This is a genomic window from Streptomyces sp. XY006 (genome assembly GCF_002237655.1).
Taxonomy (GTDB): Bacteria; Actinomycetota; Actinomycetes; order Streptomycetales; family Streptomycetaceae; genus Streptomyces; species Streptomyces levis.
Window position 1 is genome coordinate 62,592 of record NZ_NOKT01000022.1, and the last position, 19,681, is coordinate 82,272.

The window sequence follows — 19,681 nt, forward strand, 5'->3', positions numbered from 1 at the left end:
CCGGCCGTGTCCTCGGCACGTGTCAGACGGTTATGCCCTGTGGGGGAGCTCCGTGTCGGAGCCAAGGAAGCAGGAAAGCAATGCGCGTTGGAAGTTTCGTGTTGGCAGCCCAGTTCCCCGGTCAGGGCGAGGGAGAGGCGCTGCACCGCGCGGTCCGCTCGGCCGAGGTGGCCGAGGAGTCCGGGCTCGACACGGTCTGGCTGGCCGAACACCACTTCGTGCCGTACGGCACATGTCCGTCCGCCGTCACCCTGGCCGCCTTTCTGCTCGGCCGCACGAGCCGCATCCGGGTCGGCACGGCGGTCAGCGTGCTGCCCACCGTCCATCCCGTGGCCCTCGGCGAGCAGGCGGCGCTGCTGCACCACACGAGCGGCGGCCGGTTCACGCTCGGCGTCGGGCGCGGGGGCCCCTGGGTCGACCTGGAGGTGTTCGGCGCGGGCCTGGAGGCCTACGAGAAGGGGTTCCCGGAGTCCCTGGACGTCCTGCGGCGGTGGCTGCGCGAGCCGTCCGTGGCGGCCGACGGGGAGCGCTACGCGTTCCGCGAAGTCCCGGTGGTGCCCCGGCCGTCGGAGGCGCTCACGGAGGCCGCGGGGCCCGAGCTCGTCGTCGCGTGCACGTCCCCGGCGAGCGTCCGGCTGGCGGCCGAGCGCGGGCTGTCGATGCTGCTCGGGATGCACGTGGGGGACGAGGAGAAGGCGGAGATGGTCGCCCTGTGGCGGCAGCACGCGCGGGCGTGCGGCCGGTCGCCGGAGGAGGTCCTCGGGGCGTCCCATGTCTCGGCCGGCGTCTGCCAGATCGCGGACAAGAGGGTCGACGCGGCGGAGACGCTGATGAAGGCGATGCCGGGCTGGCTGAAGCAGGGCCTGGAGGCCCATGTCACGGTCGACGGGCGCACGCGCCGGATGCGCGACCCGCTGGCGTACACCGAACTGCTCTGCGGGCTGCACCCGGTGGGTACGCCGCGGCTGTGCGCCGACCGGCTGGCGGCGACCAGCGAGCGGACCGGCATCTCCCGCTTCGCCCTGCTCGTCGAAGGCTCCGGCGACCTGGCGGCGACCGAGGAGAACGTACGGCGGCTGGGCGCCGAGGTACTGCCCCAACTCGTCTGAGGGCGCCGTGACTTCCTGGGGGCTTGCCGCTCCGGTACAGAACTGCACCTCCCGCGTACGGAGCGGCAAGCAAGCGGCGCCGCGTCAGCAGTCCCGGAACTCGGGCGACTGGTTCAGCACCTGACTGCGGACCGAGGTGAAGCGGGTCAGCGACTCGTCGACCGAGGAGTCAAGCGGGAACACGGCCACCCGGTGGCAGTTCTGGAAGGCCAGGCGCACACCGAAGTGCCGTTGCAGCGCGCCGCGTATCGCGTCACTCGCAAGCGCACGCAGCAACTGACCGCGTGCCTGCTCGTCCGGCGGAGGCGTCTGGTTGTCGGCGAACGCACCGCCGTCCACCTTCAGCTGGGCCACCAGGGAGCTGATCATCTCCCACGCATAGGGCAGGGAGGTCCGGACGCAGTCGACGAATTCCGCTTCGTCGACCTCGCCTCGCTCGGCCTGTTCGAGTAGGGCCGGTGAGACGTCGAGCGACATGAGTTCTCCTCTCGCACCCCCAAGGAGCAGGGGTTGCCTGACAGATGAGGGAGAGCGCGATACCGGACACGCTGCGTACACGCACCGCGACCTCCCGTTCATACCGTAAGCAACGGCCGGGGGCGGCACCAGGAAAATGCGCAGATGAGACACTCCCAGTGAGCACACCATGCACACAATCGGCCATTACCGAACACGTGTTTTCCAGGGCGAATCGCGTGGACAGGTGCCCGTCGAGTAGCGTTGCCGACCATGCGTCTCGTCATTGCCCGCTGCTCCGTGGACTACGCCGGGCGGCTCACCGCCCACCTTCCCTCGGCCCCGCGCCTGATCCTGGTGAAGGCGGACGGCAGCGTCTCGATCCACGCCGACGACCGGGCCTACAAGCCCCTGAACTGGATGTCGCCGCCCTGCACGCTGAAAGAGGGCGCCGGCGAGGATGAGGGTGTCTGGACCGTCGTCAACAAGGCGGGCGAGAAGCTCATCATCACGATGGAGGAAGTCCTCCACGACTCCTCGCACGAACTGGGCGTCGATCCGGGCCTGATCAAGGACGGCGTGGAAGCGCACCTTCAGGAGCTGCTCGCCGACCGCATCGAGACACTCGGCGAGGGCTACACGCTCATCCGCCGCGAGTACCCGACGGCCATCGGCCCGGTGGACATCCTGTGCCGGGACGCCGACGGCAAGACCGTCGCGGTGGAGATCAAGCGGCGGGGTGAGATCGACGGCGTGGAGCAGCTGACGCGCTATCTGGAGCTGCTGAACCGCGACCCCCATCTCGCCCCGGTGCGCGGCATCTTCGCGGCCCAGGAGATCAAGCCCCAGGCGCGCGTCCTCGCGACCGACCGGGGCATCGGCTGCCAGGTCCTCGACTACGACGCCCTGCGCGGCATCGAGGACGACAAGCTGCGCCTTTTCTGACCGCTTCCCCCTGCGCACGAAGGGGCCGCGTCCGCCGAGCGGACACGGCCCCTTCGTCGTGCGGGCGTCAGATCACCGACGGGGAGCTGCTCGGCGCCCCCGAGCCGCCGCTCTCCGGTGCGCTCGCCGTGGTGCTGGCGGGGGCGCTGGAGGCCGGGCCGCTCGCCGAGTCCGACGTGGACGGCGAGGACGGCGGGTCGGAGGTCGGCGGCTCCGAGGTGGGCGGCTCGCTGGTCGGCGGCTGAGACGTAGGCGGCTTGGACGTCGTCGGGGGCTTGGACGTCGTGGGCGGCTTGGAGGTCGTCGGGGGCTTGGACGTCGTGGGCGGCTTGGAGGAGGACGGCGGCTTCGACGACGACGCGGAGTCGCTGGGGTCCGCCGAGCCGCTCGGGGAGCCGGTCGGGGTCGGGTCGTCCGAGGTGCCCAGCGTGCCGTCCGGGCCCGGGTCGGTCGGCCGGCTGGTCGCGCCGGGACCGCCGTCGCCCTCGTTGGCCGCCGGGTCGGCGCCCAGGCTGCCGTCGCCCAGGCCCTGGCTGGCCGAGGGGTTGACGCCGACCTGGTCGGACGGCGAGTTCGGCTCGTTGTCGGAGGTGGCGCCGAGCGTCACCACCGTGCCGAGCACGGCGACGAGCAGGGCGCCCGCGCCGGCGGCCACGAGGTTGCGCCGGGCCAGCCCCTTGAGCCCGCCCCCGGCCTTGCGCGAGGGCGCGGGCGAGCTGCGGTGGGTGACCAGGGCCGGGGTCGTGGGGGGCTGGAGCGTGGGGAAGGCCGCGGGGACACCGCCGGCCGGGGAGGCCGATTCCTCGTACCGGGCGTCGGGCACCTCCTCCGCCGCGGTCGGCCCGAGCCCGATCGGCGTGCCCGAGCGGTCGGCGACCAGGGCGAGGGCGCGCCGGCCCGCGACGGTGCCGCGCTTGTCGGACAGGGCGCCGCGCAGGCCGATGGAGGTTTCCAGTTCGCTGCGGGCCCGGTCCAGCGAGCCCCCGCACAGGGCGAGGACGCCGAGCTCGTGGTGGAAGTAGGCCTGTTCGGCGACGTCGCCGGCGAGCCGGGCGGCCTCGGCGCCGGCCCGCAGGGTCCGCTCCCAGGCACTCCAGTGCAGCCCGGCGGCGAACGCGGGTGCGGCGGTGCGGGCCAGGTGCACGGCCGCGCTCTCCTCGCCCTCGGCGGGCGGGGTGGTGAGCGGCCCCAGCACGGTGAGGGCGGCGAGGAGCGCGTCGGCCTCGGCGCAGACGCGCTCGGGGGTGACCGAGGGGTGCCCGGCCCACCAGGAGTAGTGCTGGGCGGCGCTGCGGGCGCCGGCCTCGGCCTCGTCGGCGTATCCGGCGGCCTCCAGCTGCGCGGGGACGCCGGCGGCGAGCCGGTAGCGGGAGCCGACCGCGGAGACCAGTCCGCAGGCGGCCAGTTCGCCGAGCGCGGCGTCCGCGTGGGTGTCGCCGACCAGGGCCGGCAGATGCGCCTGGTGCGGGATCTCGCCGTCGAGGGCGACGGCGAACCGCAGGGTGGCCCGCGCCGAGGCGCTCAGCCGCGAGGCGAGCAGCGGCGCGGGCGCGGCGGCCTCGCCGAGCGCGGGCAGCGGGACGTCGTCGCCCAGGTCGTAGGTCTCGGCGGCGTCGGCCGGAGGGGCGTCCTCGAAGACGCCGAACTCGTCGACGGCCCCGGCGCCGGCGCGCAGCCGGTCGCGCTGCCGCAGCAGGGCACCGGCCTGGACGAAGCGCAGCGGCAGGCCCTCGGACTCGAACCAGAGGTCGCCCGCCCAGTTGGACTCCTCCTCGGTGAGGGGCCGGCCGACGGCGTGCTCCAGCAGGTCGAGTCCGTCGGCGCGCTCCAGGCCGCCGAGGGTGACCTCCTCCACGGCGGACTCGGCGGACGGGGCGGGCACGTCCGGGGTGGCGCTCAGCAGGAAGGCGCACTCGGGGGTGGCGTCCAGCAGCTCGTCGAGGGCGGCGCCGCCGAACTGCAGGTCGTCGAGGACGACGACGGCGCCGATCTCCCGGAGATGGGTGAGCAGTTCGTCCCGGTCCGGGCGGTGCAGGGGGGCGTTGTACACCGCGTAGAACAGGTCGTGGAGCAGATCGCCCGAGGTGCGGCCGAAGCCGTTGAGGCGGACCACCCCGTCGGGGGCGAGGTCCGCGCAGTCCTCGGCGACGAGGTCGAGCAGCCGGGTGCGGCCGGAGCCGCCCGGGCCGGTGAGGCGGACGGAGCGGCCACGGGCGAGCAGGCGCACCAGTTGCTCGCGTTCGTCCTGGCGGGCCAGCAGCGGCAGGGCCGGCTGCGCGGGCCCGGGCGGGACGGGCGGCCGGGCCGCGCGCTCGGCCTCGGCACGCTCGGCCGTGGTGAGCTTCACGGGCCGGGCGGGCCGTTCGGCGGGCGGGCAGACTTCTATCTCGCTGCCGTCGACGGGGTTGACCGTCAGCAGGAAGTCGCCGGAGACGAGCTGCACCGTGCGGGCGAGCGCGGGCGCGTGCTGTCCGAAGTCGGGTGCGAGGGATTCCCGGGGCGGGCGCTGGCGCGGCCCCTGGCCGTCGCCTTCGTGGCCGTACTCCTCGGGTCCCCGGGTGTTCGGGTCCATAGGTCAAGCCCCCCAAAAGCGGGTGTGTGCTGTGAAAGCCCCTCCCGGCCTTGCTGCACACCGCGCTGTCGCTTCTGGTCCGGGCCCGCTTGAAGGGTGTCAAGGCAGCGGGCAGCCGAACCCTAAACCTTCGCACAGTATCTACGACAGTCCGGGGTACCGCGCCGTCCATAACGTCACGGTCTCGTGAGGATTGTGCGCGTCGCACGGTTCGACGACGTCCGTCCGGGTCTCCCCGGTCGCCCGGTTCACACCCGTACGCGGGGTCACACGCGGGGCAGTGTCTCCACCCCGATGCCGCCCTCGATCGCCAGGATCCGGTGCAGGCGTGTGGCCACGAGCAGGCGCTGCATCTGCGGCGGTACACCGCGCAGCACCAGGCGCCGGCCGCAGCGGCCGGCCCGCCGGTGGGCGCCCATGATCACGCCCAGGCCGGTGGCGTCCCAGGAGTCCAGTTCGGACAGGTCGAGCACGAGGTCGCCGACTCCGTCGTCGACGGCCGAGTGCAGGACCGTACGGGCGTCCGCCGCGCTCCGGACGTCGAGGCGGCCCCCGACGACCAGCTCGGCGTGGTCGCCCCTGATGTGCATATGCGCTCCCCGTGCGTGCGAATCGTGCTCCGCGTTCTGGTTTTGGGTGATGCAACCTCTGACTGTGTGGAGGAGCCAGAGGTTGCTTCTTGTAAGCGAACCGATACCGAATTCACCCCGGGGTGTGATGGCACCGGGGCATGTGCGGTTTCAGTGCTTGTAGAAGCCCTGCCCGCTCTTGCGTCCGATGTCACCGGCGTCAACCATCCGGCGCATCGACTCGGGAGCCGCGAACTTCTCGTCCTGGGACTCGGTGTAGATGTTGCTCGTGGCGTGCAGCAGGATGTCGACGCCCGTCAGGTCCGCCGTCGCCAGCGGGCCCATCGCGTGGCCGAAGCCGAGCTTGCAGGCGAGGTCGATGTCCTCGGCGCTCGCCACGCCCGACTCGTGCAGCTTGGCGGCCTCGACGACCAGGGCGCAGATGAGACGGGTCGTCACGAAGCCGGCCACGTCGCGGTTGACGACGATGCAGGTCTTGCCGACCGACTCGGCGAACTCCCGGGCCGTGGCGAGGGTTTCGTCGCTGGTCTTGTAGCCGCGGACGAGTTCGCACAGCTGCATCATCGGCACCGGCGAGAAGAAGTGCGTGCCGACGACCCGCTCGGGACGCTCCGTCGCGGCCGCGATCTTGGTGATCGGGATGGCGGAGGTGTTGGAGGCGAGGATCGCCTCGTCCTTCACGATCTTGTCGAGCGCGCGGAAGATCTCGTGCTTGACCTCGAGCTTCTCGAAGACGGCCTCGACGACCACGTCCGCGTCGGCCGCGGCGTCCAGGTCGGTGGTCGCGGTGATGCGGCCGAGGGCGGCGTCGGCGTCGTGCGCCTCCAGCTTGCCCTTGGCGACGAACTTGTCGTACGACGCCTTGATGCCGTCGGTGCCCCGCTTCAGCGCCTCGTCGGTGACGTCGCGCAGGACGACGTCCCAGCCCGCCTGTGCGGAGACCTGGGCGATGCCGGATCCCATGAGGCCGGCTCCGATGACGGCGAGCTTCCGTGCCACTGTGCGACTCCCCTGACGCGCTGCTTATGTCTGCCTCTCCGGCGGACACTAGCGCCCGTGAGGGCCCGTGTGACCAGTAAGTAATGCGCGTCACGTCTCACATGACGGACATCACACCGGCAGGGGTCATTCCACGCCACGGACGGCGTAGTTGAGCACCTGCTCGCTCAACAGGCCCTCGATGTCGTCGAGGAGCCCGAGCATCTCCCGGGACACTTCGCCCGGATTGCGCCCCCGGGCCATCTCGCGGCCGATCGAGACGAAGAGGGTGCCGTGGACCCAGCAGATCTGACCCGCGATCAGCCCCGGCAGCGGGTCGCCGGCCGTGGCGCGGGTCTCCTCGCGGAGGGCCGCCTCCAGGTTCTCCTGGACCTCCTGCTGGATGCGCCACAGCCGGGAGCGCAGCGGCGGCGCCTCGTCGATGCAGCGCATGAAGCGGTCGTAGCCCTCGATGAGGCCCATCCGGGGTGAGACGGCCTCGAGCTCGGCGCGCAGCTCGCGCAGCACCGCCCGGGCCGCCGACTCCCCCGGGTCCCGGGCGCGCACCCAGCGGGAGAGCCGGTCGACGACCCCCTCGGAGCGGTCGAAGAAGAGGTCCTCCTTGGCCGGGAAGTAGTTGTAGACGGTGTTCACCGAGACGTCGGCCGCCTCCGCCACGTCCGCCATGGTCACGGTCACGAAGCCGTGCTCCAGGAACAGCCCGGTGGCGATGTCGGAGATGCGCTGCCTGGTCTCGCGCTTCTTCCGTTCCCTGAGCCCCTCAGCCATGTCCGAATCCTAGCGTTCCCCGGGGGCCTACCAAATTTTGGGGCCATTGCAAAATTTAAGGGACTCTGTTTTTCTGGGCGGCATGGCAATCATCAGTACGGCCGGCCTGGCCCGTACCTTCCGGACCAAGCACGGCCCCGTCCAGGCCGTGCGCGGCATCGACCTGACCGTCCGCGAGGGCGAGATCCTCGGCTTCCTCGGCCCGAACGGCGCCGGCAAGACGACGACCCTGCGGATGCTGACGACCCTGCTGGAGCCGACCGGCGGCGCCGCCACCGTCGCGGGCCACGACCTGGCGGCCGACCCGGCCGGGGTGCGGCGGGCCTGTGGCTACGTGGCACAGTCCGGCGGGGTCGACCCGCAGATCAGCGTGCGCGAGGAGCTGGTCACGCAGGGGCGTCTGTACCGGCTGACCAGGGCGCGGGCCGCCGAGCGCGCCGAGGAGCTGGCCCGCGAGCTGGGCCTGGCCGAGCTGCTCGACCGCAAGTGCGGCGCGCTCTCCGGCGGGCAGCGGCGGCGGCTGGACATCGCGATGGCGCTCACCCACCGCCCGAAGGTGCTGTTCCTGGACGAGCCGACGACCGGGCTCGACCCGGGCAGCCGCGCCGACCTGTGGGACCTGGTGCGGCGGCTGCGCGACGAGCACGGCACGACCGTCTTCCTGACCACCCACTACCTCGACGAGGCCGACGCGCTCTCCGACCGGCTGGTGATCGTCGACGGGGGCGTGGTGGTCGCCGAGGGCACCCCGAGCGCGCTGAAGCTGCGCTACGGCGGCTCGCTCGACGCCTCGCTCCAGGACACGTTCCTCGCCATCACCGGCCGCAGCGCCACCCCGGCCGACGCCGCCCCCGTGGCCGTATAGGCCGTCCCCGTCTCCGTACAGGAAGTCCCCGATGCTGCTCCACGACACGGCCCTCGTCTACGGCCGCTATCTCCGCCAGTCCCTGCGCTCGCGCTTCGCGCTGCTGTTCGGCGTGCTGATGCCGCTGCTGTACCTGCTGTTCTTCGGCCCGCTGCTGACCGGTCTGCCGCTCGGCGAGCGGAGCAGCTCCTGGCAGGTGCTGGTCCCCGGGCTGCTGCTCCAACTGGGGCTGTTCGGGGCGTCCTTCGCCGGTTTCACGATCATCATGGAGAAGGGGCAGGGGGTGGTCGAGCGGATGCGGGTCACCCCGGTCAGCCGGCTGGCCCTGCTGCTCGGCCGGGTGCTGCGGGAGGCGACGGTCTTCGTCTTCCAGGCGGTGCTGCTGGTGCTGGCGGCGGTGGCGATGGGCCTGCGGGCGCCGCTCGCCGGCGTGCTGATCGGCTTCGGCTTCGTCGCGCTGCTCACCGTGTCGCTGTCCGCGCTGTCGTACGCGCTGGCGATGAAACTGAGCACCCCGCAGGGCTTCGGCCCCACGGTCAACGCGCTCACGATGCCGTCGATGCTGCTGTCCGGCCTGATGCTGCCGATGTCCCTGGGCCCGGCGTGGCTGGACTTTCTGTCGCACCTCATGCCGTTCCGCTACCTGGTGGACGCGGTGCGGGACGCCTACGTCGGCAGCTACGCCACGGCCGACATGCTGTACGGCGTGCTGGTGGCCCTCGGTCTCGCCGCGCTGGCCGTGACGGTGGGCACACGCGTGTTCCGATCGGCCGGAGCGTAACTACGCTGGCCGCATGGTCAATCTGACGCGCATCTACACCAGGACCGGTGACCAGGGCACGACCGCCCTCGGCGACATGAGCCGGGTCGCCAAAACGGACCTGCGGATCTCGGCGTACGCCGACGCCAACGAGGCGAACGCCGTGATCGGCACGGCGATCGCGCTGGGCGGCCTCGACGAGGAAGTCGTCAAGGTCCTCACCCGCGTGCAGAACGACCTGTTCGACGTGGGTGCGGACCTGTCGACGCCGGTGGTGGAGAACCCGGAGTTCCCGCCGCTGCGGGTCGAGCAGTTCTACATCGACCGGCTGGAGGCGGACTGCGACCGCTTCAACGAGCGGCTGGACAAGCTCCGCTCCTTCATCCTCCCGGGCGGTACGGCGGGCGCGGCCCTGCTGCACCAGGCCTGCACGGTGGTCCGCCGCGCGGAACGCTCGACCTGGGCGGCCCTGGAGGCCCACGCCGACACGATGAACCCCCTGACGGCCACCTACCTCAACCGCCTCTCCGACCTCCTGTTCATCCTGGCGAGGACGGCGAACAAGGAGGCCGGGGACGTGCTGTGGGTGCCGGGCGGCGAACGCTGACACCCCGGGCGGACGTGTCGTGGGTGCCGGGTGGGGAGCGTCAGGTTCTGCCTCGCGCGGCGTGCCAGAGGCCGTTGGCGGAGAGGACTCCGCCGACGACCATCAGCACGACGCCCGCCTTGGTCAGGGTGACGACGGGGACGTCCACGTCGCCGGTGAACCGCCACAGCGCCAGGCCGATCAGGAACGTGATGACACCTTCTGCCGCGTACTGCTTGGCCTTGCTCATCGGTGGAGCCTCTCCTTCGGGTCGGTGACCGCCTCCGGCGCGCCCGCGGGGGCCTTCCGCGGCCAGATGAGATAACTCAGCGCGACCAGCCCGTGGATCCCGGCCGCACGCCAGGCCACATGGCGCCAGCTCTCCAGGGAGGTCACGCGGCTCGGGTCGTCCACGTACCAGATGGCGAGCTGCAGGAGCGCGGTCGCGACGGCGGCGCCCAGCACCGTGCCCAGCCAGACCCTGCCCTCGTGCCGGGCCCGGGCCATGCCGTACCGCGGCGGCTTCGCGGGCGGCGGGGCCCCGCCGAAGCGGTGGGCCGCGTGCCCGTCGAGCCACTTCACGGTCCGGTGTCCGTGGCCGACGGTGTAGCCGATGTACAGCGCGGCCAGCCCGTGCGTCCAGTCGGGTTCCGCGCCGTTCTTCAGATCCAGCGCGGTGGCGACCAGCAGCACGACCTCCAGCAGCGGCTCGCACAGCAGCAGCGCCAGCCCCGTACGCGGCATGCGCAGCACGTAACGGAAGGCCAGTCCGGCCGCCAGCAGCACCCAGAAGCCGATCTCACAGGCGGCGATCAAGGCGACGATCACGGTTCGCTCCTCTCGGTCACCCTTCCAGGCTCCCGGGCGGCGCGGCCGGAGTCGTCGTCGCGACTGACGAACCCTCGGTACATCGAAAGATGCAGTCCAGGACCCTTCGCGGGGATCAGGCGCGGGGCCCGGCGGCCGTGTTGGATGGTGCCATGGCCGTACGACTCCCCCGCCCCCGCCGCTTCGACGCCCACGTCGCGCTGGGCGGTCTGCTCGGCGGGCTGCTGCTGTGGGGCGTCGGCCTGGCCACCCGCCCGCACACCGAGCCGTACGTGCTGCTGCCCGGGCGCTGGCCCCTGCTGCTGCCGCTCGTCGTGATGGCCGGCTGCGAGCTGCTGCGCCGCGGCGCCCCGCGCGTCGCCCTGCTGATCGGCACGCCCGCGATCGTGCTGGATCTGCTCACCCAGGGCAACCTGGTCACGCTCCTGATGTACACCGACCTGATGTACGCGGCCGTCCTGTACGGGCCGCCCGCCTCGGCCCACCGCATCCCGCGCATCACGGGGCTGCTCACGGTGGCCGCGGCCGTGGTGCCGTTCGCGATCTGGCGCGAGCCGGAGGCGCTGCTCATCGGCGTGCTCACCGGCCTGGTCACCTTCGGGCCCGCCGCCACCGGCCTGATCGTCCGCAACCACCGCGACGCGGCCGAGGCGGCCCGGCTGCGCGCCGAGCAGACCGCGCTGCTCGCCGAGATGGACCGCACGCAGGCCGTCACCGCCGAGCGCGCCCGGATGGCCCGCGAACTGCACGACATGGTCGCCAACCACCTCTCCGCGATCGCCATCCACTCCACGGCCGCCCTCTCCCTCCAGGACCCCAGGACCTCGCAGGAGGCGCTGGTGGTGATCCGCGAGAACAGCGTCGAGGGGCTCGCGGAGATGCGGCGGCTCATCGGGATCCTGCGCGACTCCAGCGGCGACACCGAGCCGGTCGCCGCCCCCACCCTCGACGGCCTCGGCGCCCTGGTGGACAACGCGCGCACCAACGGTCTCGACGTCACCCTCGACGCCGCCTTGGACGCGGCGCGGGGCCCGGTGCCGGCGCCGGTGGAGCTCGCCGCCTACCGCATCGTCCAGGAGTCGCTCACCAACGCCCTCAAGCACGCCGGCGCCGGCCGGGTCGCCGTGTCCCTCGCCCGGTGCGACGGCGTTCTGCGGGTGGCGGTGACCAGCCCTTACGGCGACCGCGACGGGCCCACGGCCCCCGGCTCGGGTGCCGGACTGGTCGGCATGCGCGAGCGCGCCGCGCTGCTGGACGGCACCTTCGAGGCCGGTCCCGAGGACTCGCCGGACGGCAAGATCTGGGCCGTCCGCGCCACCCTGCCCGTCAGCGACACCGTCGAAGGAGACACCGCATGATCCGCGTCCTGGTCGCCGAGGACCAGTCGGCCGTCCGCGCGGGCCTGGTCCTGATCCTGCGCAGCGCGCCCGACATCGAGGTCGTCGGCGAGGCGGCGGACGGCGAGCAGGCGGTGGCGCTGGCCCGCGAGCTGCGGCCCGACCTGGTGCTGATGGACGTTCAGATGCCGCGTCTGGACGGGGTGTCGGCCACTCGGCAGGTCGTGGCGGAAGGGCTCGCGGACGTGCTGGTGCTGACCACCTTCGACCTCGACGCGTACGTGTTCGGGGCGCTGCGCGCGGGCGCGTCCGGGTTCCTGCTGAAGAACACCGAGGCGCGGGACCTGCTGGAGGCGGTACGGACGGTGGCGCGCGGCGAGGGCCTGATCGCCCCGGCCGTCACCCGTCGGCTGATCGCGGAGTTCGCCGCGAAGCCCGCCCGGGAGCCCGCGGCCGATCCGGCGGTGCTGGATCGGCTGACGCGCCGTGAGCGCGAGGTGCTGTCCTGTCTGGGCGAGGGCCTGTCGAACGCGGGCATCGCCGAGCGGCTCGACATGGCGGAGGCGACGGTGAAGACGCACGTCAGCCGCCTGCTGGCCAAGCTGGAGCTGCGCAGCCGGGTGCAAGCGGCGGTGCTCGCGCAGGAGTTGGGGATCTGATCCGGCGCGGATCACACCGGGTCACGGTGGTCCAGACCTATTGACCGGTGGTCCAGACCTTTCTATTCTCACCGCACCATGTGTGGCGTGAGGCTCAGTCACGCCCCCCACAACTCCATCAAGGAGGCGCAGCATGCGCTTCAGACACAGAGCCGCGGCAGGGTTCGCGACCCTGTTGCTCCCCTTCGCCGGCCTCGTCGGCCTGGCGAGCCCGGCCCAGGCAGCGGCGTCCGCCACCGCGACCTACGCCAAGACCCAGGACTGGGGCTCCGGCTTCGAGGGCAAGTGGACGGTCAAGAACACGGGCACCACGACCCTCAGCTCCTGGACCGTCGAGTGGGACTTCCCCTCCGGTACCTCCGTCACCTCCGCCTGGGACGCCGACGTCACCTCCTCCGGCACCCACTGGACCGCGAAGAACAAGTCCTGGAACGGCACCCTCGCCCCCGGGGCCTCCGTCACCTTCGGTTTCAACGGTTCCGGCTCCGGCTCCCCCGCCAACTGCAAGCTCAACGGCGGCAGCTGTGACGGCGGCACCACCGAGCCCGGCGACAGCGCGCCGAGCGCCCCCGGCACCCCGACCGCGTCCGGCATCACCGACACCTCGGTGAAGCTGACCTGGTCCGCCGCCACCGACGACAAGGGCGTCAAGAACTACGACGTCCTGCGCGACGGCGCCAAGGTCGCCACCGTGACGACGACCTCGTACACGGACACCGGCCTGACCAAGGGCACGGACTACTCCTACGCCGTGCAGGCGCGGGACACCGCCGACCAGACCGGCCCGGTCAGCGGCTCCGTCCGCGTCCGCACCACCGGCGGCACCACCGAGCCCCCGCCCACCGGCGACAAGGTCAAGCTCGGCTACTTCACCGAGTGGGGCGTCTACGGCCGCAACTACCACGTCAAGAACCTGGTGACGTCGGGCACCGCGTCGAAGATCACCCACATCAACTACGCGTTCGGCAACGTCAAGAACGGTCAGTGCACCGTCGACGACACCTACGCCGCCTACGACAAGGCCTACACGGCCGACCAGTCCGTCAGCGGCACCGCCGACACCTGGGACCAGCCGCTGCGCGGCAACTTCAACCAGCTGCGCCAGCTGAAGGCCAAGTACCCGCACATCAAGGTGCTGTACTCCTTCGGCGGCTGGACCTACTCCGGCGGCTTCGGCCAGGCGGCACAGAACGCGGCCGCGTTCGCCAAGTCCTGCAAGGCCGTCGTGGAGGACCCGCGCTGGGCCGACGTCTTCGACGGCATCGACATCGACTGGGAGTACCCGAACGCCTGCGGTCTGACCTGCGACACGTCCGGTCCGGCGGCCTTCAAGAACCTCTCCCAGGCCCTGCGCAACGAGTTCGGCCAGAACTACCTGATCACGGCCGCCATCACCGCGGACGGCTCCTCCGGCGGCAAGATCGACGCGGCCGACTACGGCGGCGCCGCGCAGTACCTCGACTGGTACAACGTGATGACGTACGACTACTTCGGCGCCTGGGACAAGACCGGTCCGACGGCCCCGCACTCCCCGCTGACCTCGTACAGCGGCATCCCGAAGGACGGCTTCAACTCCGCGGCCGCCATCGCCAAGCTCAAGGCCAAGGGCGTTCCGGCGAGCAAGCTCCTGCTCGGCATCGGCTTCTACGGCCGCGGCTGGACCGGTGTCACCCAGGCCGCCCCCGGCGGCACCGCGACCGGCCCCGCGCCCGGCACCTACGAGGCGGGCATCGAGGACTACAAGATCCTCAAGAGCTCCTGCCCCGCCACCGGCACCATCGGCGGCACGGCGTACGCCCACTGCGGCAGCAACTGGTGGTCCTACGACACCCCGGCGACCATCGCGGGCAAGATGACCTGGGCCAAGAACCAGGGCCTCGGCGGCGCGTTCTTCTGGGAGTTCAGCGGCGACACCGCGAACGGAGAACTGGCGGCCGCCATCGACAGCGGCCTGAAGTAGACCGCTTCAAAGAAAGGTTCTAAGGGCCAAAGGCCCTAAGCGACATTGACGCTCCCCCAGACTTCGTCTGGGGGGACCCCCACCCAGCGGGTGAACGTGGCTACGCCACGTTCACCCGCTGTCCGGGCGGGGCTGCCTCAAGCCACGCGAGGAAACCGGTCAGCGCGTCTTCGCTCATGGCGAGCTCCAGGCGCGTGCCCCGGTGCAGACAGGCCAGGATCACATGGTCGGAGAGGAGCGCCAGCTCCTCCTCGCCCTCCGGGACCCGGCGGCCGGCCACCTCGATCGCGGACCGCTCCAGAACACGGCGCGGACGCGGCGAGTACGAGAAGACACGGAACCACTCGACGCGGTCGCCGTTGTACCGGGCCACCCCGTACGCCCAGCCCTTGCCGTTCGCGTCGCCCTGCTCGGGGACGTCCCAGCGCAGGCTGGCGTCGAACGTGCCGCCCGAACGCTGGATCAGCCGGCGGCGCAGCCCGAAGACGAACAGGCCCACCACCACGAGGGCCACCACGATTCCGCACACAGTCAGAGCGAGGACCATCGACACCGACCTCCTCGTCTCCTAGGTAACGGAACGTAAAAAACACCCACATCCACCTCAGCCGCGGCCGGGTCCGGATCTCTCCGGTACCCAGCCGCGGCTGAGTGACGACTTCACACGGCGGGCAGTGTCAGCGCGCCGCCGTCGCAGCCCGCAGACGGACGTCCGCGCGGCGCTGGGCCTCCGCGTCGTCCTCCGCCTTCGCGCGCTCCAGCTCCCGCTCCGCGCGCTGGACGTCGATCTCGTCCGACAGCTCGGCGACTTCCGCCAGCAGCGAGAGCTTGTCGTCGGCGAACGAGATGAAACCGCCGTGCACCGCGGCGACGACCGTCCCGCCGTCGCTCGTGCGGATGGTCACCGGGCCCGACTCCAGCACACCGAGCAGCGGCTGGTGACCGGGCATGACGCCGATGTCGCCGGACGTGGTGCGCGCGACGACCAGGGTGGCCTGGCCGGACCAGACCTCACGGTCGGCCGCGACCAGCGCGACGTGCAGCTCAGCAGCCAAGGTGGCTCCTCGGGTCACCACCCGGCGGGAGTGCCGGGTGTTGGTTACAAGTCTAAGGGGCGTGACGAAGGGGGCGGGACGTTCCCCGCCCCCTCCGCCGTGAGCACGAGGCTCACGATGAGCACGAGGCTCAGGAGACGCCGAGCTCCTTCGCGTTCTTCTTCAGGTCCTCGAGACCACCGCACATGAAGAACGCCTGCTCCGGGAAGTGGTCGTACTCGCCGTCGCAGATCGCGTTGAACGCGGCGATCGACTCGTCCAGCGGCACGTCCGAACCGTCCACGCCGGTGAACTGCTTGGCGGCGTGGGTGTTCTGGGACAGGAAGCGCTCCACGCGACGGGCACGGTGGACGACGAGCTTGTCCTCCTCGCCGAGCTCGTCGATACCGAGGATCGCGATGATGTCCTGCAGGTCCTTGTACTTCTGCAGGATGTTCTTCACGCGCATCGCGGCGTTGTAGTGGTCCGCCGAGATGTACCGCGGGTCGAGGATGCGGGACGTCGAGTCCAGCGGGTCCACGGCCGGGTAGATGCCCTTCTCGGAGATCGGACGGGACAGCACCGTCGTCGCGTCGAGGTGGGCGAAGGTGGTGGCCGGGGCCGGGTCGGTCAGGTCGTCCGCGGGGACGTAGATCGCCTGCATCGAGGTGATCGAGTGACCACGGGTCGAGGTGATGCGCTCCTGGAGGATGCCCATCTCGTCGGCCAGGTTCGGCTGGTAGCCCACCGCGGAGGGCATACGGCCGAGCAGGGTCGACACCTCGGAACCGGCCTGGGTGAAGCGGAAGATGTTGTCGATGAAGAACAGCACGTCCTGCTTCTGGACGTCACGGAAGTACTCCGCCATCGTCAGGCCGGCCAGGGCCACGCGCAGACGGGTGCCCGGGGGCTCGTCCATCTGGCCGAAGACCAGGGCGGTCTTGTCCAGAACGCCGGACTCTTCCATCTCCGCGATGAGGTCGTTGCCCTCCCGGGTGCGCTCGCCGACGCCCGCGAAGACGGAGACGCCCTCGTGGAGGTTGGCGACACGCATGATCATTTCCTGGATCAGCACGGTCTTGCCGACACCGGCGCCACCGAACAGACCGATCTTGCCGCCCTTGACGTACGGGGTGAGCAGGTCGACGACCTTCAGGCCCGTCTCGAACATCTCGGTCTTCGACTCGAGCTGGTCGAACGCGGGGGCCTTGCGGTGGATGGGCCAGCGCTCGCCCGTGTGGACCTCGTCGCTGTTCAGCACCTCACCGAGGGTGTTGAACACCTTGCCCTTGGTGAAGTCGCCGACGGGGACGGAGATACCCGCGCCGGTGTCGGTCACCGGGGCCTGGCGGACCAGGCCGTCGGTGGGCTGCATCGAGATCGCGCGGACCAGGCCGTCGCCCAGGTGCTGCGCGACCTCCAGGGTCAGCGTCTTCTTCTCGCCCGCGAGCGCCGGGTCGGCGACCTCGACGTGCAGGGCGTTGTAGATCTCCGGCATCGCGTCGACGGGGAACTCCACGTCGACGACCGGGCCGATGACCCGCGCGACGCGGCCAGTGGCCACGCCAGCAGGAGCGGTCGGCTCAACAGTGGTGGTCATTTGTCAGTCACTCCCCGCGGTCGCGTCGGCCAGGGCACTGGCGCCACCGACGATCTCGCTGATTTCCTGGGTGATTTCGGCCTGGCGGGCCTGGTTGGCAAGCCGGGTGAGCGTCTCGATGAGCTCGCCGGCGTTGTCGGTGGCCGACTTCATCGCGCGCCGCGTGGCGGCGTGCTTGGAGGCGGCCGACTGGAGCAGCGCGTTGTAGATGCGGCTCTCCACGTAACGCGGCAGCAGGGCGTCCAGGACGTCCTCCGCCGAGGGCTCGAAGTCGAACAGCGGGAGGATCTCGCCCTTGGGCTTGGCCTCCGCCTCGACCTCTTCGAGGCTGAGCGGCAGCAGCCGCGCCTCGATCGCCGTCTGCGTCATCATCGACACGAACTCGGTGTAGACGATGTGGAGCTCGTCCACGCCGCCCTCGGCCGTCTCCGTCTCGATGGCCTCGATCAGCGGTGCCGCGACCTTCTTGGCGTCCGCGTACGACGGGTCGTCGGTGAAGCCCGTGAACGACTCCGCGATCTTGCGCTCGCGGAAGTTGTAGTGGGCGACACCACGGCGGCCGACGATGAAGTTGACGACCTCCTTGCCCTCGGCCTCCAGCTTCGCCGTGAGCTTCTCCGCGGCCTTGATGGCGTTGGAGTTGAAGGCGCCGGCCAGACCGCGGTCGCTCGTGAGGAGCAGGACCGCGGCGCGGGTCGGGTTCTCCGGCTCGGTCGTCAGCGGGTGCTTGGTGTTGCTACCGGTGGCGACCGCCGTGACCGCCCGGGTGAGCTCGGTCGCGTACGGGGTGGAGGCCGCCACCTTGCGCTGCGCCTTGACGACGCGCGAGGCGGCGATCATCTCCATCGCCTTGGTGATCTTCTTGGTCGCGGTGACGGATCGGATGCGACGCTTGTAGACCCGGAGCTGGGCTCCCATGAGTCAGGTCCCTTCCGTCGTCACTTGCCGGCAGCCGGGGCGTCCTCGCCGAGCAGCTTGCCGTCGGAGGTCTCGAACTGCTTCTTGAACTCCGTGATGGCATCGGCGACGGCCTGCAGGGTGTCGTCGGACATCTTGCCGCCCTCACGGATGGAGGTCATCAGGCCCTGCTCCTTGCGGTGCAGGTAGTCCAGCAGCTCCTTCTCGAAGCGGCGGATGTCGGCGACGGGGACGTCGTCCATCTTGCCGGTGGTGCCGGCCCAGACGGAGACGACCTGGTCCTCGGTGGCCATCGGCTGGTACTGCGGCTGCTTCAGCAGCTCGACCATGCGCTGACCACGCTCCAGCTGCGCCTTCGACGCGGCGTCCAGGTCGGAACCGAAGGCGGCGAACGCCTCCAGCTCACGGAACTGGGCGAGGTCCACGCGCAGACGGCCGGAGACCTGCTTCATCGCCTTGTGCTGCGCGGAACCACCGACTCGGGAGACGGAGATACCGACGTTCAGCGCGGGGCGCTGACCGGCGTTGAACAGGTCCGACTCCAGGAAGCACTGGCCGTCGGTGATGGAGATGACGTTGGTCGGGATGAACGCCGAGACGTCGTTGGCCTTGGTCTCGACGATCGGCAGACCGGTCATCGAACCCGCGCCCATCTCGTCGGAGAGCTTGGCGCAGCGCTCCAGCAGACGGGAGTGCAGGTAGAAGACGTCACCCGGGTAGGCCTCACGGCCCGGCGGGCGGCGCAGCAGCAGCGACACGGCGCGGTAGGCGTCGGCCTGCTTCGACAGGTCGTCGAAGATGATCAGGACGTGCTTGCCCTGGTACATCCAGTGCTGGCCGATGGCCGAACCGGTGTAGGGCGCCAGGTACTTGAAGCCGGCCGGGTCGGACGCCGGGGCGGCGACGATGGTCGTGTACTCCAGCGCGCCGGCCTCCTCCAGAGCGCCGCGCACACCGGCGATCGTGGAGCCCTTCTGGCCGATGGCGACGTAGATGCAGCGGACCTGCTTGTTCGGGTCGCCCGTGCGCCAGTTGTCGCGCTGGTTGATGATCGTGTCGACGGCCAGGGCGGTCTTGCCGGTCTGGCGGTCACCGATGATCAGCTGGCGCTGGCCGCGGCCGATCGGGGTCATCGCGTCGACGGCCTTGTAGCCCGTCTCCATCGGCTCGTGCACCGACTTGCGGACCATGACGCCCGGGGCCTGCAGCTCCAGGGCGCGACGGTCTTCGGTCGCGATCTCGCCGAGGCCGTCGATCGGGTTGCCGAGGGGGTCCACCACGCGGCCGAGGTAGCCCTCGCCCACCGCGACGGAGAGAACCTCACCGGTGCGGGAGACCGGCTGTCCCTCCTCGACGCCGCTGAACTCGCCGAGGACGATGGCACCGATCTCGCGCTCCTCGAGGTTGAGGGCGAGGCCGAGGGTGCCGTCCTCGAACTTCAGCAGCTCGTTGGCCATGGTCGAGGGCAGGCCCTCGACCTTCGCGATGCCGTCGCCGGCAAAGGTGACCGTACCGACCTCCTCGCGCGAGGCCGCGTCCGGCTTGTACGCCTGGACGAAGTTCTCCAGCGCGTCCCGGATCTCCTCCGGCCGGATCGTGAGCTCCGCCATCTGGGTTCCCTGCTCTCCTTGTTGGGCCCGAAGTTTCTTAGGGGGTCTGGGGGCGACCCCCAGGATTCTTCTGCACGGCCCAACC

The 19,681-nt window shown here is 71.0% G+C and carries 20 protein-coding genes; 8 read left to right on the top strand and 12 right to left on the bottom strand.

Annotation, left to right across the window (positions count from 1 at the left end; all coding sequences use genetic code 11):
* Positions 1 to 80: 80 nt before the first annotated feature.
* Positions 81 to 1,109: an LLM class flavin-dependent oxidoreductase gene (locus CHR28_RS24795; protein WP_094055898.1), complete on the top strand. Its 1,029-nt coding sequence runs from the start codon at positions 81 to 83 to the stop codon at positions 1,107 to 1,109.
* An 84-nt stretch (positions 1,110 to 1,193) separates the two neighbouring features.
* Here the strand turns inward: CHR28_RS24795 and CHR28_RS24800 are convergent, their stop codons facing one another.
* A complete protein-coding gene (locus CHR28_RS24800) occupies positions 1,194 to 1,586 on the bottom strand; it encodes an SCO5389 family protein (RefSeq protein WP_094055899.1) in 393 nt (130 codons plus the stop codon).
* Between the two features lie 252 nt (positions 1,587 to 1,838).
* Between CHR28_RS24800 and nucS the strand changes: the two genes are divergently transcribed.
* Positions 1,839 to 2,510, top strand: a complete 672-nt coding sequence (gene nucS / locus CHR28_RS24805; RefSeq protein ID WP_094055900.1) for an endonuclease NucS — start codon at positions 1,839 to 1,841, stop codon at positions 2,508 to 2,510.
* A 67-nt stretch (positions 2,511 to 2,577) separates the two neighbouring features.
* Here the strand turns inward: nucS and CHR28_RS24810 are convergent, their stop codons facing one another.
* From CHR28_RS24810 to CHR28_RS24825, 4 genes are all read right to left on the bottom strand, one after another.
* A complete protein-coding gene (locus tag CHR28_RS24810) occupies positions 2,578 to 5,082 on the bottom strand; it encodes an ATP-binding protein (protein WP_094055901.1) in 2,505 nt (834 codons plus the stop codon).
* 266 nt (positions 5,083 to 5,348) lie between these two features.
* A complete protein-coding gene (locus CHR28_RS24815; RefSeq protein ID WP_003993003.1) occupies positions 5,349 to 5,672 on the bottom strand; it encodes an STAS domain-containing protein in 324 nt (107 codons plus the stop codon).
* A 150-nt stretch (positions 5,673 to 5,822) separates the two neighbouring features.
* Positions 5,823 to 6,671: a 3-hydroxyacyl-CoA dehydrogenase family protein gene (locus CHR28_RS24820; protein ID WP_094055902.1), complete on the bottom strand. Its 849-nt coding sequence runs from the start codon at positions 6,669 to 6,671 to the stop codon at positions 5,823 to 5,825.
* A gap of 126 nt (positions 6,672 to 6,797) precedes the next feature.
* Complete coding sequence (locus CHR28_RS24825; RefSeq protein WP_094055903.1) at positions 6,798 to 7,439, bottom strand: TetR/AcrR family transcriptional regulator; 642 nt, start codon at positions 7,437 to 7,439, stop codon at positions 6,798 to 6,800.
* An 82-nt stretch (positions 7,440 to 7,521) separates the two neighbouring features.
* Between CHR28_RS24825 and CHR28_RS24830 the strand changes: the two genes are divergently transcribed.
* From CHR28_RS24830 to CHR28_RS24840, 3 genes are read left to right on the top strand one after another with little or no spacing between them, the layout of a single operon-like run.
* Positions 7,522 to 8,304: an ABC transporter ATP-binding protein gene (locus CHR28_RS24830; protein WP_094055904.1), complete on the top strand. Its 783-nt coding sequence runs from the start codon at positions 7,522 to 7,524 to the stop codon at positions 8,302 to 8,304.
* Positions 8,305 to 8,335: 31 nt separating this feature from the next.
* The gene (locus tag CHR28_RS24835) at positions 8,336 to 9,085 is read left to right on the top strand and encodes an ABC transporter permease (RefSeq protein ID WP_094055905.1); all 750 of its coding nucleotides are present in this window, start codon (positions 8,336 to 8,338) and stop codon (positions 9,083 to 9,085) included.
* 13 nt (positions 9,086 to 9,098) lie between these two features.
* A complete protein-coding gene (locus CHR28_RS24840) occupies positions 9,099 to 9,671 on the top strand; it encodes a cob(I)yrinic acid a,c-diamide adenosyltransferase (protein ID WP_094055906.1) in 573 nt (190 codons plus the stop codon).
* Between the two features lie 40 nt (positions 9,672 to 9,711).
* On the opposite strand, the gene CHR28_RS24845 is transcribed toward CHR28_RS24840, so the two are convergent.
* A complete protein-coding gene (locus CHR28_RS24845; protein ID WP_094055907.1) occupies positions 9,712 to 9,900 on the bottom strand; it encodes a DUF5708 family protein in 189 nt (62 codons plus the stop codon).
* Entirely contained in the window at positions 9,897 to 10,478 is a 582-nt protein-coding gene (locus tag CHR28_RS24850; protein WP_094055908.1) for a hypothetical protein, read from the bottom strand. The genes CHR28_RS24845 and CHR28_RS24850 overlap by 4 nt, the downstream gene beginning before the upstream one ends.
* A gap of 152 nt (positions 10,479 to 10,630) precedes the next feature.
* Between CHR28_RS24850 and CHR28_RS24855 the strand changes: the two genes are divergently transcribed.
* The 3 genes from CHR28_RS24855 to CHR28_RS24865 all read left to right on the top strand — a co-directional run bounded on the left by CHR28_RS24855 (position 10,631) and on the right by CHR28_RS24865 (position 14,434).
* Positions 10,631 to 11,836 (top strand): sensor histidine kinase, encoded by a 1,206-nt coding sequence (locus tag CHR28_RS24855; protein ID WP_094055909.1) that lies wholly within the window; start codon positions 10,631 to 10,633, stop codon positions 11,834 to 11,836.
* Positions 11,833 to 12,474: a response regulator gene (locus CHR28_RS24860; protein ID WP_094055910.1), complete on the top strand. Its 642-nt coding sequence runs from the start codon at positions 11,833 to 11,835 to the stop codon at positions 12,472 to 12,474. Before CHR28_RS24855 ends, CHR28_RS24860 begins: the two co-directional genes overlap by 4 nt.
* 133 nt (positions 12,475 to 12,607) lie before the next feature.
* Entirely contained in the window at positions 12,608 to 14,434 is a 1,827-nt protein-coding gene (locus CHR28_RS24865) for a glycoside hydrolase family 18 chitinase (RefSeq protein WP_094055911.1), read from the top strand.
* 100 nt (positions 14,435 to 14,534) lie between these two features.
* Here the strand turns inward: CHR28_RS24865 and CHR28_RS24870 are convergent, their stop codons facing one another.
* The 5 genes from CHR28_RS24870 to atpA form a co-directional block, all read right to left on the bottom strand.
* A complete protein-coding gene (locus CHR28_RS24870; protein ID WP_094055912.1) occupies positions 14,535 to 14,981 on the bottom strand; it encodes a DUF2550 domain-containing protein in 447 nt (148 codons plus the stop codon).
* Positions 14,982 to 15,111: 130 nt separating this feature from the next.
* Positions 15,112 to 15,489: a F0F1 ATP synthase subunit epsilon gene (locus CHR28_RS24875; protein ID WP_094055913.1), complete on the bottom strand. Its 378-nt coding sequence runs from the start codon at positions 15,487 to 15,489 to the stop codon at positions 15,112 to 15,114.
* 130 nt (positions 15,490 to 15,619) lie between these two features.
* Complete coding sequence (atpD, locus tag CHR28_RS24880; protein WP_094055914.1) at positions 15,620 to 17,068, bottom strand: F0F1 ATP synthase subunit beta; 1,449 nt, start codon at positions 17,066 to 17,068, stop codon at positions 15,620 to 15,622.
* A 3-nt stretch (positions 17,069 to 17,071) separates the two neighbouring features.
* Positions 17,072 to 17,986 (bottom strand): F0F1 ATP synthase subunit gamma, encoded by a 915-nt coding sequence (locus CHR28_RS24885; protein WP_094055915.1) that lies wholly within the window; start codon positions 17,984 to 17,986, stop codon positions 17,072 to 17,074.
* Between the two features lie 20 nt (positions 17,987 to 18,006).
* Positions 18,007 to 19,596 carry a F0F1 ATP synthase subunit alpha gene (gene atpA / locus CHR28_RS24890; RefSeq protein ID WP_094055916.1) on the bottom strand — a complete coding sequence of 530 codons (1,590 nt, stop codon included), beginning with the start codon at positions 19,594 to 19,596 and terminating at the stop codon, positions 18,007 to 18,009.
* Positions 19,597 to 19,681 lie beyond the last annotated feature (85 nt).